This is a genomic window from Stenotrophomonas sp. 278 (genome assembly GCF_003935715.1).
Taxonomy (GTDB): Bacteria; Pseudomonadota; Gammaproteobacteria; order Xanthomonadales; family Xanthomonadaceae; genus Stenotrophomonas; species Stenotrophomonas maltophilia_AH.
This window is the reverse complement of record NZ_RHPP01000006.1, coordinates 53,641-65,487: the sequence shown is the minus strand read 5'-3', so window position 1 is coordinate 65,487 and position 11,847 is coordinate 53,641. Positions and strand designations below refer to the sequence as shown.

Genomic DNA, 11,847 nt, shown 5'->3' with positions numbered 1-11,847 from the left:
GCGCGAACCGAGCTGGCCGCGCTGCTGGCCGACCCGGATCCACGCGGGTGGCGTTTCGCGCTGGCAGCGCTGGTGGGCGGCGCGCGTGACCCGGCCGTCTCGGCCAAAGTGCTGGGGGAGCTCGTTGACGCCAACGCCATCCCCAACCAGCTCGACGCCTGGCAGGAGTTTGGAAGGCTGGCCATGCGCATGGATCAGCCCGCGCTGGCCCGGCGCATGATCGATGAAGTGGTGCGCCGCTTTCCGGGCGAGCCGCGGGTGGCCCTGCTCAACGCCAGCCAGATGTTCCAGGCCGGTCGCCGCGACGAGGCGCTGGCAGCACTGAAGGCGGTCGAGCCCAAGGCGAAGCAGGATCCGGAGCTGCGCAACGCGGTCGCCATCGCCTACGACGCCATGGGCGATGCGCGCGCCGCCGAGCGCCTGCTGGCGGTGGGGCCGCAGGACGTCCAGACCTGGGGCATGCGGGCCTCGCTGCTGGCCAAGGAGAAAGATGATGCGGCGCTGTCAGCGCTGTACGCCGACCTTTCGCGCCAGGCCAACAAGCCCGACCCCGCACAGCGTCTGCTGCTCGGCAAGATCGCCGAGTACCTCAAGCGACCGGCCGAAGCCGTGGACTGGTACCACAGCGTGCCCGGCGGTGAGGAACTGACCGAGGCCCGGCTGCGCGCGGCCAATGCCCAGTATCTGGTGGGGCGCACCGAACTGGCGTTCACCGAGGTGCGGGCGATCCAGTCCGATGCCAGCATCGACGACGAGGCCCGTCGCGATGCCTATCTGCTGGAGGCGGAGCTGCGCCAGCGCGGCAACGACCTGCCCGGTGAACTGGACGCCCTGGCCCGAGGTCTGGCCGCCTATCCGGATGAAAACGGCCTGCTGTACGCCCGTGCGCTGGCCTGGGAACGCCGCGATGACGTACCGCGAGCCGAGGCCGATCTGCGCAAGATCCTGATCACCGAGCCGGAAAACGTGGCCGCGCTCAATGCGCTGGGCTACACCCTGGCCGATCGCACCACCCGCTACCAGGAAGCGCTTGAGCTGATCGACCGGGCGCGCGTCGCCGAGCCCGACAATGCCGCCATCATCGACAGCTACGGCTGGGTGCTGTATCGGCTGGGCCGCAACGAAGAGGCGCTGGTGCAGCTGCGCCGCGCCTGGACCCTGGCCAAGGACGCCGAGATTGCCGCCCACGTGGGCGAGGTACTGTGGGTGCTGGGGCGGAAGGATGAGGCCCGGCATTTCTTTGATGAAGCCCGCAAGCTGGACCCTGACAACCGCGCACTGCAGCGCGTGATCGAGACATTCGGCGTATGACGATGCATTACCTCAAGGTCGGTGCCGCCACGGCACTGGCGTTATCGCTGTCGGCCTGTGTGTCGATGGACACCCGCAAGGCCCCCGCGGCACCTGAAGTGGTCACTACGGTGTCGCCAGCGGCCCAGCAGCTTGAAAACGACCGCGTTGCCGCGCTGCGTGCGCAGCCGGACTGGACGTTCCAGGGCCGTGTCGCGGTCAGCAAGGGGCGCAACGGCGGCAATGGCCGCATTGACTGGCGGCAGCAGGCCCGCCAGTACGTGATCGAACTGAGCGCGCCGGTGACCCGCCAGAGCTGGACCCTGACCGGCGACAGCCACCATGAAGGAGGTCGCCTGGACGGGCTGGAGGGCGGGCCGCGTGAAGGCGAAGATGCCCAGCAGCTGCTGCTGGAGGCGACCGGCTGGGACATTCCCGTGAACCAGCTGCCCGACTGGGTGCGCGGCCTGGTGGCCGACGATGCGGCACCGGCCGAGCACGTCGAGCGCGACGTCGAGGGCCGGCCACGCCGGGTGCGCCAGATGGGTTGGGACATCCAGTATCTGGACTGGTACCCGGCGCAGGGCAGCCAGCCCGGCCTGCCGCGCCGGATCGAGGCGGTCAATGGCGACGCCAAGGTGCGGGTGCTGGTCGACAGCTGGGCGCTGGGCCAGCCATGAGCCGGCCGGAGCTGAACGACGCGGGCTGGTCATGGTGGCCGGCCCCCGCCAAGCTGAACCTGTTCCTGCACATCACCGGTCGACGCGCCGATGGCTACCACCTGCTGCAGAGCGTGTTCCGGCTGCTCGAGTGGGGAGATCGCATCGGTCTGCGGCTGCGTGAGGATGGCCAGGTCCGTCGAGAAGGGGCATCCGTGGCCGGGGTGGCGGCGGCGGATGACCTGGCCGTGCGTGCCGCTAATCTGCTCAAAAAATCGGCCAACATCACGCAAGGTGTCGACATTGTCGTCGAGAAGTCCATTCCTGCAGGTGGCGGGTTTGGGGGTGGCTCTTCCGACGCGGCGACCGTCCTGGTGGCGCTGAATCGCCTCTGGAGGGCTGGATTGGACGAGGATGCGCTGGCCGCGCTCGGCCTGCAGCTGGGCGCGGACGTGCCGGTGTTCGTCCGCGGCCGCAACGCCTGGGCGGAAGGGGTGGGTGAGGAGCTGACCCCGCTGGAGCTGGATCCGGCCTGGTACGTCATTGCTGACCCCGGGGTCCATGTCCCGACCGTGGCCCTTTTTGCCTCTCCGGATTTGACGCGGGACGCGCCAGTGGCGAAAATAGCGGACTTCGCTTCCGGGTCTTTGCTCGGGAATGCGTTCGAGCCGGTACTGCGCCGTCGCGAACCTGCCGTGGAGGCAGTGCTCGTGGCGTTGAGCAGGATTGGCCGGGCACGACTCACCGGGTCGGGAAGCGGTTGCTTCGTCGAGTTCGCCACGCGCGCTGCTGCAGAGCAGGGCCTGGCGCAGTTGCCGAAGGAACTGCGGGCATGGGTGGCTGCGGGCGTGGAGCGCTCGCCACTGCTTGATGTACTCGAGCGTTATTGATTTTGATGCAGGGGCGTCGCCAAGAGGCCCAAGGCACCAGGTTTTGATCCTGGCATTCGGAGGTTCGAATCCTCCCGCCCCTGCCACTCGCGAAGATCCACTGCGGGTACCTGCGCATGCTGCGCGGTCCCGGTTGGACCTTCGCGGTGTTGTCACCGCAGACACTTCCGGGTGCCGGCGGCCGAGTTCTCCGCCATAGCTCCCGCCCGAGACCGTCATGATGCAAGAACACCCCAACCTGCTGGTTTTTTCCGGCAACGCCAACAAGCGCCTTGCGCAGAGCATCTGCAAGGAACTGGGGGTCAGGCCGGGCAAGGCGTTGGTGTCGCGCTTCTCCGACGGTGAAGTGCAGGTCGAAATCGAAGAGAACGTCCGCAAGCAGGACGTGTTCGTGATCCAGCCGACCTGCGCGCCCAGCGCCGAGAACCTGATGGAACTGCTGGTGCTGATCGATGCGCTCAAGCGCGCCTCGGTCAACAGTGTCACTGCGGTGGTGCCGTACTTCGGCTACTCGCGCCAGGATCGCCGCATGCGCTCCTCGCGCGTGCCGATCACCGCCAAGGTGGCCGCCAAGATGTTCAGCGCGGTCGGGGCCGACCGGGTGCTCACCGTTGACCTGCATGCGGACCAGATCCAGGGGTTCTTCGACATGCCGGTCGACAACGTGTATGCGTCGCCGCTGCTGCTCGCCGACATCTGGCGCGCCTACGGCACGGAAAACCTGATCGTGGTGTCCCCGGACGTGGGTGGCGTGGTGCGTGCGCGCGCTGTCGCCAAGCGCCTGGACGATGCCGATCTGGCGATCATCGACAAGCGCCGTCCGCGCGCCAACGTGTCGACCGTGATGAACATCATCGGTGACGTCGAAGGCAAGACCTGCGTGATGGTCGATGACATCGTTGATACCGCCGGCACCCTGTGTGCGGCTGCTGCAGCGCTGAAGGCGCGCGGCGCGCTGAAGGTGGCGGCGTACTGCACCCACGCCGTGCTCTCGGGCCCGGCGGTGGACAACCTGAACAACTCCCAGCTTGATGAGCTGGTGGTGACCGACACCATCCCGCTGCGTGACGAAGCGCGGGTGTGCAGCAAGATCCGCCAGCTCAGCGTGGCGGAAATGCTGGCCGAGACGATGCGCCGCATCGCCTTCGGTGAGTCGGTCAGCTCGCTGTACGTGGATTGATGCGAAGTTTTTCCCGCCCGCCGGCCACGGTGGGCGGAACCCCGGGCACTTCTGGTCGCGGAAGTGCCTTTCAACCGCCAAGCCATTCCGGCAAGGCAACAACTGGTAGCAAGAAAATGTCGAAGACCCATGAAATCAAGGTCACCAAGCGTGAACTGCAGCGTAAGGGTGCGAGCCGCCGCCTGCGTCACGCCGGTGTGATTCCGGCCATCGTGTACGGTGGCAACGCCGAGCCGGTCGCCATCAGCCTGGACCACAACGCCATCTGGCTGGCACAGCAGAACGAGTGGTTCTACTCGTCGATCCTGGACCTGAACCTGGACGGCAAGATCCAGAAGGTGCTGCTGCGTGACATGCAGCGTCATCCGTTCAAGCAGCTGATCATGCACCTGGACTTCCTGCGCGTGAACGAGAACGAGAAGCTGACCGCCTCGGTGCCGCTGCACTTCATCAACGAAGACACCTCGCCGGCTGGCAAGGCTGCCGACGTCGTGGTCACCCACGAACTGAAGGAAGTGACCGTGTCCTGCCTGCCGAAGGACCTGCCGGAATCGATCGACGTCGATCTGGCTGGCCTGAACGCTGGTGACGTGGTGTACCTGTCCAACATCAAGCTGCCGAAGGGCGTGGAAATCCCGGCCCTGGCGCTGGGCAAGGACCACGACGATGCCATCGTCACCGCCAAGACCGGCAAGGTCGACGCGGCCGACGAAGAAGCACCGGCTGCCGAGTAATACCAAGCGGTGCCCGCCTGCGGGCGGGCACCGTGCTGGAAGGAACGATGGCAGGACTGCGACTGATCGTCGGTCTGGGCAACCCCGGATCGGAACACGCCCGGACCCGGCACAATGCCGGGTTTCATTTCGTTGAGGCCCTGGCCGAGAAGGCCGGTGCACGCTGGAACGTGGACAGCAAGCTGTTCGGCGAGACCGCCAAGGTCGAGATCGCCGGCCAGCCCGTGTGGCTGCTCAAGCCCGCCACTTTCATGAACCTCAGTGGCAAGTCGGTCACCGCCGCGCAGCGGTTCTGGAAGATCGAGCCCGAGGAGACCCTGCTGGCACACGACGAGCTCGACCTTGCCCCGGGTGTGGCGCGGCTGAAGTTCGACGGCGGCCACGGCGGCCAGAACGGCCTGCGCGATACCATGCGCCTGCTCGGGCACGGCAGGTTCCACCGTCTGCGCCTTGGCATCGGCCATCCCGGCCACAAGGACCGCGTGGTGGGCTGGGTGCTGGGGCGTCCTTCGAAAGACGACGACGTGCTGATGGCGCGTGCCATCGACGATGCGATCGACGTGTTGCCGTTGGCGGTGCAGGGTGACTACAACGAGGCGATGAAGCGCCTGCACACCCCCCGGTAGGTACCCACCGTTGGTGGGTACGGAAATGATTGGCGGAAACGGCTTGGGAAAGCACCGCACGCGCTGTTTTCCCAAACCATTTCACCCCAGAGGTTGTCAAAGATGGGTATCAAATGCGGCATCGTCGGCCTGCCCAACGTCGGCAAGTCGACCCTGTTCAACGCGCTGACCAAGGCCGGCATCGCCGCGGCCAACTTCCCGTTCTGCACGATCGAGCCGAACGTCGGCATCGTGCCGGTGCCGGACCCGCGCCTGAACGAGCTGGCGGCGATCATCAACCCGCAGAAGGTCATTCCGACCGCGGTCGAGTTCGTCGACATCGCCGGCCTGGTGGCCGGTGCCGCCAGCGGCGAAGGCCTGGGCAACAAGTTCCTGGCCCACATCCGTGAAGTGGACGCGATCACCCACGTGGTGCGCTGCTTCGAGCACGGCGACATCGTGCACGTAGCCGGCAAGGTCGACCCGATCGCCGACATCGAAACCATCGACATCGAACTGGCCCTGGCCGACCTGGACAGCGTGGAAAAGGCGCTGAACCGCGCCGAGCGCGCCGCCAAGGGCGGCGACAAGGACGCCACCGCGCGCAAGCCGGTGCTGGCCAAGCTGCAGGCCGCCCTGGCTGACGGCAAGGCCGCGCGTTCGGTCGGTCTGGACGATGAGGAAAAGGCGCTGATCCGCGATCTGTTCCTGCTCACGATCAAGCCGGTGATGTACATCGCCAACGTGCTGGAAGACGGTTTCGACAACAACCCGCACCTGGAAGCCGTTCGCGCGCACGCCGCTGCCGAAGGCGCAATGGTGGTGCCGGTGTCGGCGGCCATTGAAGAAGAGCTCTCCCAGCTCGACGACGAAGACCGAGACACCTTCCTGACCGACCTCGGCCTGACCGAGCCGGGCCTGAACCGCGTGATCAACGCGGCCTACAGCCTGCTGGGCCTGCAGACCTACTTCACCGCCGGCGTCAAGGAAGTGCGCGCCTGGACCGTGCGCAAGGGGGCCACGGCACCCCAGGCGGCTGCGGTCATCCACACCGACTTCGAGAAGGGCTTCATCCGCGCCGAAACCATCGCGTATGACGACTTCATCAAGTACAAGGGCGAAGCCGGTGCCAAGGAAGCGGGTCGCCTGCGTCTGGAAGGCAAGGAATACCGTGTGCAGGAAGGCGACATCCTGCACTTCCGCTTCAACGTCTGATCGCATCCGCGATCGATGCCCACAACGCCCCGCCTTCGTGCGGGGCGTTGTGCGTTTGGGATGTGGTGAAAAATTGACCGCCTGTTGAAAGCATTGCGGCACAAGCTTCAGCGCAGTTGTCCACAGCAAACTCCCACGGCTTTCCACGCGCGGTGTGGAAAACCTGCACAACGCCTGGACAAAAAATCACCACGTGTTGGAAGCATTGCGGGGTGTGGCTCACACACAGTTGTCCACAGCAAACTCCCATCGCTTTCCACGTGTGGTGTGGAAAACGTGCGCCGATTGAGTGTGGTCAAAAATTGATCAGTAGTTCGGAGGCATTGCGATTACGGGCTTCGGACGGCTTATCCACATCATTTTCCCGGAGCATTCCACACGCCATGTGGAGAAGTGGCGACACGCCATGCGTGTCGTCGAACCGCCGCGGTGACCGCAACAGCCAGTTTCGATCCCGGGTCATGCGTTACCGGATGTTGAGCGGTCCACGGCCGTCGTCTGTCGACCGACGCTACCGCCCCAACATCCCGAGCAATCCCAGTCGCACGGTTTTGATTTTCGTTGGCTACCGACACGGTGTCGATGGCGGGTCGGGATGGGTTGGAGGGGGCGTGAGCCGCATGGATGCGGCGACCGAGCCTCCAGGGACGGATTCACGGCGTCCCCCGGAACGCCCATCCCGACCCGCCAAACCAGAGACGCCGTGAACCGAGGGCTGTTCGCCCAGAACCAAAAGCGCCGGGCATGGCCCGGCGCAACGTAGATCATGCAATCAGGCGATCAACGCATCAAAGTGCCGAGCCGCCGAACTTGTGCGTGTACTGCAGGTTGATCGTGCGGCCGACGGTGTCGAACCAGCTGACGTCGTAGTAGGGGTACGAGGTGTAGGTCGCATCCTTCGGCGGCATCTTGTTGAACACGTTGACCACCGAAAGCGACAGGCGCGAGCGGTCGTCGAAGCGGTACTGCAGCGACACGTTGTAGCGGTAGGTCGCCTTCACCCACGGGCTGTCGCCGCTGTCCCAGTCGAAGCTCTGGTCGTAGCTGTCGTAGGTCGGCAGCCGGCCCAGGCGCGAACCGTACAGCGTCGCCGACCAGGCCGACCGCTCCCAGGTCAGGCTGGCGCTGGTCTTGGTGCGGGGGATGTCGAAGCCGCTGTTCACCGCGAACTTGTCCTCCACCGCGTCGCCCGCGTACTGCTGGAAGTCGTGCGTCTTCACCCAGGTGTGGTTGCCGCTCAGGATGAAGTCGCCCATCCCCGTCGTCAGGCGGTAGCGAAGGCCCACGTCGATGCCCCGGGTGCGCTCACGCGCCACGTTGATCGGGCTCACATGCACCCCGTACAGGCGGCCATCGTCCGTGCGCGTCACCCGGCTGACCGCATCCACGCAGGTCGGCGAGGCCGCGTCCGCATCGCCCAGGCGGCAGGCCGCCTCGTCGCGCAGGATCGTGCTCACGTCCATGTCCTGCACCTGGTCGCGCATGTCGATGTCGAACCAGTCCACCGACAGGTCCAGCCCGATCGCCGGCGACCACACCAGCCCGGCACTCCACGAGGTGCTCGTTTCCGGGTCCAGCTGGCGGTTGCCCGCGCGCGAGCGGATCAGGTTCTCTTCGTAATCGGAGCAGTCGTCGGCCCCGTCCAGCGCGCAGCTGTAGTAGTCGTTCGCGCTGGTTTCGTCGTTGCCCGGGCCCGCGTACACGTAGTGCAGGTCAGGTGCACGGAAGGCCGTACCGTACGAACCGCGCACCAGCAGCGTGTCCAGCGGACGCCACTCGAGGCCGCCGCTCCACGTCGCCTTGCCGATCGTGTTGCCCGAATAGCGGTACTGGTCGAAACGCCCGGCCACGCTGACATTCAGCGTGTCGTGCAGCGGCAGGCGCAGCTCGGCCGCGGTGGCCCAGCGGTTGCGGCTGCCATGGCCGTCCGAGTCCTTCCAGCTGTAGTAGTAGTACTCTGTCGCCAGCGGATCCGGATTCAGTGCATAGGACTGATTGCCGAACTCCGCGGTCGCCGCAAAGCCGGCTTTGCCGCCCGGCAGCGCAAACAGCTCGCCGTTGGTCAGGGTCAGCGCGGCCGTGTCGGTACGCGATTTCGGCGTATAGGTCGTGCGCGCGGCAATGCTGTCGTACCCGGCGCGGGTCAGCGGCTGGTACAGGCGCGCCGGGTCGGCGTTGTAGATCGGGAAGCCGTCGTCGTCCTCACCCAGCTGCGGCCCCAGGAACAGGTCGTTGGCCTTGGCCGCGATGATCTGCGGCCAGCGGATGCTGGACTGGTACTGCGAATGGCTCAGTGATGCCTCGTAGTCCCACGCCCCGGTCAGGGTGCCCTTGAAGCCCGTGGCCACGCTGAAGGTCTTCTGTGTGCTGCGGATCATGCCGTTGCGCAGCCCGCCCATTTCCTCCGGCGAGAACTGCCGCTGCCAGAACTCCACCTGCTCGGTGGCCTGGTTGTAGAAGTAGCCCTCCTCGTCGCCGTCGGCCGCCATGCGCCCCCACTGGGTCACGTCGCGCATCAGTGCGATGTCGTGGTAGCCCAGCTGGACGTCGGCGAACCATTCCGCGCCGTTGTCGAAGGCGTAGCGCAGCGACGCGTAGCCGTTGGCCCCGCGGCGTTTGCTGAGGATCGTGCCGTAGCCGATCGAACGGTCGCTGCCGCAGTAGAAGCCGTAACGCGCGCGCTCGGCGTAGGTGGTGCTGCCGCCGTTCTGCCCAGCCAGGGCGTCACAGGTGGCCTGGCCCGGGTCCAGATAGTCGTCGTTGTAGTCGGTGCGCAGGTATGCACGGCGTGCCGCACGCGCGCTTTCCGTGGGCGCGTCCAGGGTCGAATCCTGCTGGTCGCGCTCGTACGCCCACAACGGCGTCTGCGACTGCAGCTCCACGCTGTACACCGCGCTGAACCGACCGGCGTCGAAGCCACTGGCCACGCTCATGTCGAACGACTCGCCGCCGCCTTCGGTCGTGGTGCCCATGCGCACGTCCACCGTGGTGCCGTCCACCTGCTTCTTCAGGATGAAGTTGACCACGCCCGCAATGGCGTCCGAGCCGTAGATCGCCGAGGCACTGCCGGTCAGCACTTCGATCCGCTCGATCATTCCCAGCGGAATGTTGGAGACATCGGTGAAGTTGCTGCGGCCCTGGAACGGCATCGGGAAGTCGGCGATGCGTCGGCCGTTGACCAGCACCAGAGTGTGGTTCGGGCCCAGGCCGCGCAGGTCCACCTGCTGGGCGCCGGGCGAGAAGTCCGCGCCGCTGGCCGACTGCTGGCTCTGGGTTTCACCGCCGTTCTGGGTCATCGAGCGCAGCACGTCCGGCACGCTGGTGAAGCCGCTGGCCTGGATCTGCTCTGCCGTGATCACCGTCACCGGAGCCGGCCCCTCCACCTGGGCGCGTGGAATGCGCGAACCGGTGACCTGCACCGTGTCCAGTTGCTGCACGCCGGGGGCAGGGGCCTGGGCTGCAGCCGCAGCGGACACCCCCGTCAACGCCAGCTGGATCGACCACGCCATCGCCTGTTTACGCATGAGAATTCTCGAGAAGAAAAGTCGGCCTCAGGGGAGGCCTTGCCCCCATTCACATTCGGAATGGACGGCGCGCATTTAACGCCTTTTTTACGTTGGTCGCCAGCGGCTCCGCTTCAGCTTGCCCGGGCTGCGGCATGATGTACCCACTTTCGTTCCGGGCCCTGTTCATGTTCCCACGCTCCTGTCTGCTGTTCGCCCTGCTGATTGCGCCTGCACTGGCCTCGGCGGCCGACCCCGTACTGGTCATCCATGGCGGGGCCGGTGTCCAGCGCAAGGATCTGAACCCCGCCGAAGAGAAGGCCGCGCGCGACGCGCTGCGCCAGGCCCTGCTGGCGGGGCACCAGGCACTGGACAGCGGCAAGCCGGCCCTGGAGGCGGTCACCGCCGCCATCACCGTGCTGGAGGACGATCCCACCTTCAACGCCGGCAAGGGGGCTGTGTTCACCCATGACGGACGCAATGAACTGGATGCGGCACTGATGGACGGAGCCACGCTCAAGGCCGGTGCGGTGGCGGGGGTGCAGCGGGTACGCAACCCGATCCGGCTGGCCGAGGCGGTGATGCAGCATTCCCCGCACGTGATGATGGTGGGGCAGGGGGCCGAGACGTTCGCCACCCGCCAGGGCATTCCGCTGGTCGATCCCGCGTACTTCCGCACGGAAAAGCGCTGGCAGCAGCTGCAGCGGGCCCTGAAAGAAGAGGCCGGCGGCCAGGCGCACGCCGACTTCGAAACCGCACGTCATTTCGGCACGGTGGGCGCGGTGGCGCTGGATGCCCAGGGCCGTCTGGCCGCCGGGACGTCCACCGGCGGCATGACCAACAAGCGGTATGGCCGTGTAGGCGACTCGCCGATCATCGGTGCCGGCACCTACGCCAATGCCACGTGTGCCGTCTCCGGCACCGGCTGGGGCGAGTACTACATCCGCACCGCCGCTGCGTACGACATCTGCGCACGCATGCAGTACCTGAAGCAGTCGCCGGTCGAGGCGGGGCGCGCGGTCATCAATGAACGCATCCCCGCGCTGGGCGGCGACGGCGGGGCGATCGTGCTGTCCTCCGACGGTGTCGCAGCGACCCCGTTCAACACCCAGGGCATGTATCGGGGCTGGATTGGACGCGACGGCGTGCCGCACGTGGCGATCTTCGATGATGAAGTGCTGCCGCTGCCGGGGAAATGACCCTGCAGCGCCGGGGATTTTCCACTTCGTGTGAAAAAGTTGAAAAAGATTGTTGACAGAACCCCGATTCATCCCCAAAATTGCGGGCTCTTCCACCCCACACCGAAAACGCTTCGGCACGACGGGACAGGGTGGTAAGGAGGGATACCCAAGCGGCCAACGGGGGCAGACTGTAAATCTGCTGGCTTACGCCTTCGGTGGTTCGAATCCACCTCCCTCCACCAGTTTCATGTTGTGGCAAGAGCTTCCGATGCGGGAGTAGTTCAATGGTAGAACCTCAGCCTTCCAAGCTGATGGTGCGGGTTCGATCCCCGTCTCCCGCTCCATTGAATGAGTTTGAATGTATTCAAATTCATGCCATAATACAAAACTCGCTCACGTAGCTCAGTCGGTAGAGCACCTCCTTGGTAAGGAGGAGGTCGAAGGTTCGATTCCTTTCGTGAGCACCATCTTAAGTGCACCATTCAGACGATTCGAGATAAGCAGCCATGGCCAAGGGTAAGTTCGAACGCACCAAGCCGCACGTCAACGTCGGCACCATCGGTCACGTCGACCACGGCAAGACCACGCTG

At 65.7% G+C, this 11,847-nt stretch carries 9 protein-coding genes and 4 tRNA genes; 12 read left to right on the top strand and 1 reads right to left on the bottom strand.

What is annotated here, in order from left to right:
- From EGJ34_RS02280 to ychF, 8 genes are all read left to right on the top strand, one after another.
- On the top strand, positions 1-1,311 hold a 1,311-nt coding region (locus tag EGJ34_RS02280), incomplete at its 5' end, for a tetratricopeptide repeat protein (protein ID WP_125358645.1).
- A complete protein-coding gene (gene lolB, locus EGJ34_RS02275; RefSeq protein WP_125358642.1) occupies positions 1,308-1,970 on the top strand; it encodes a lipoprotein insertase outer membrane protein LolB in 663 nt (220 codons plus the stop codon). The genes EGJ34_RS02280 and lolB, both read left to right, overlap by 4 nt.
- Positions 1,967-2,839 (top strand): 4-(cytidine 5'-diphospho)-2-C-methyl-D-erythritol kinase, encoded by an 873-nt coding sequence (ispE, locus tag EGJ34_RS02270; RefSeq protein ID WP_125358639.1) that lies wholly within the window; start codon positions 1,967-1,969, stop codon positions 2,837-2,839. The genes lolB and ispE overlap by 4 nt, the downstream gene beginning before the upstream one ends.
- A 9-nt stretch (positions 2,840-2,848) precedes the next feature.
- A tRNA-Gln gene (locus EGJ34_RS02265) sits at positions 2,849-2,925 on the top strand.
- 134 nt (positions 2,926-3,059) lie between these two features.
- Positions 3,060-4,019 (top strand): ribose-phosphate diphosphokinase, encoded by a 960-nt coding sequence (locus EGJ34_RS02260; protein WP_125358654.1) that lies wholly within the window; start codon positions 3,060-3,062, stop codon positions 4,017-4,019.
- Between the two features lie 116 nt (positions 4,020-4,135).
- The gene (locus EGJ34_RS02255) at positions 4,136-4,753 is read left to right on the top strand and encodes a 50S ribosomal protein L25/general stress protein Ctc (RefSeq protein ID WP_125358636.1); all 618 of its coding nucleotides are present in this window, start codon (positions 4,136-4,138) and stop codon (positions 4,751-4,753) included.
- 47 nt (positions 4,754-4,800) lie between these two features.
- A complete protein-coding gene (gene pth, locus EGJ34_RS02250) occupies positions 4,801-5,379 on the top strand; it encodes an aminoacyl-tRNA hydrolase (protein WP_125358633.1) in 579 nt (192 codons plus the stop codon).
- A 102-nt stretch (positions 5,380-5,481) separates the two neighbouring features.
- Complete coding sequence (ychF, locus tag EGJ34_RS02245; protein ID WP_125358631.1) at positions 5,482-6,573, top strand: redox-regulated ATPase YchF; 1,092 nt, start codon at positions 5,482-5,484, stop codon at positions 6,571-6,573.
- 788 nt (positions 6,574-7,361) lie between these two features.
- On the opposite strand, the gene EGJ34_RS02240 is transcribed toward ychF, so the two are convergent.
- Complete coding sequence (locus tag EGJ34_RS02240; RefSeq protein ID WP_125358628.1) at positions 7,362-10,097, bottom strand: TonB-dependent receptor; 2,736 nt, start codon at positions 10,095-10,097, stop codon at positions 7,362-7,364.
- A gap of 167 nt (positions 10,098-10,264) precedes the next feature.
- On the opposite strand from EGJ34_RS02240, the gene EGJ34_RS02235 reads away from it, so the two are divergent.
- From EGJ34_RS02235 to EGJ34_RS02220, 4 genes are all read left to right on the top strand, one after another.
- Entirely contained in the window at positions 10,265-11,275 is a 1,011-nt protein-coding gene (locus EGJ34_RS02235) for an isoaspartyl peptidase/L-asparaginase (RefSeq protein ID WP_260476874.1), read from the top strand.
- A 138-nt stretch (positions 11,276-11,413) separates the two neighbouring features.
- Positions 11,414-11,499, top strand: a tRNA-Tyr gene (locus tag EGJ34_RS02230).
- 28 nt (positions 11,500-11,527) lie between these two features.
- Positions 11,528-11,601, top strand: a tRNA-Gly gene (locus EGJ34_RS02225).
- A gap of 47 nt (positions 11,602-11,648) precedes the next feature.
- Positions 11,649-11,724, top strand: a tRNA-Thr gene (locus tag EGJ34_RS02220).
- Positions 11,725-11,847: the final 123 nt, after the last annotated feature.

Coding starts and splice junctions, on each gene's coding strand:
- lolB (WP_125358642.1), top strand. CDS start 1,308: ATGACGATGCATTACCTCAAGGTCGGTGCCGCCACGGCACTGGCGTTA.
- ispE (WP_125358639.1), top strand. CDS start 1,967: ATGAGCCGGCCGGAGCTGAACGACGCGGGCTGGTCATGGTGGCCGGCC.
- EGJ34_RS02260 (WP_125358654.1), top strand. CDS start 3,060: ATGCAAGAACACCCCAACCTGCTGGTTTTTTCCGGCAACGCCAACAAG.
- EGJ34_RS02255 (WP_125358636.1), top strand. CDS start 4,136: ATGTCGAAGACCCATGAAATCAAGGTCACCAAGCGTGAACTGCAGCGT.
- pth (WP_125358633.1), top strand. CDS start 4,801: ATGGCAGGACTGCGACTGATCGTCGGTCTGGGCAACCCCGGATCGGAA.
- ychF (WP_125358631.1), top strand. CDS start 5,482: ATGGGTATCAAATGCGGCATCGTCGGCCTGCCCAACGTCGGCAAGTCG.
- EGJ34_RS02240 (WP_125358628.1), bottom strand. CDS start 10,097: ATGCGTAAACAGGCGATGGCGTGGTCGATCCAGCTGGCGTTGACGGGG.
- EGJ34_RS02235 (WP_260476874.1), top strand. CDS start 10,265: ATGTTCCCACGCTCCTGTCTGCTGTTCGCCCTGCTGATTGCGCCTGCA.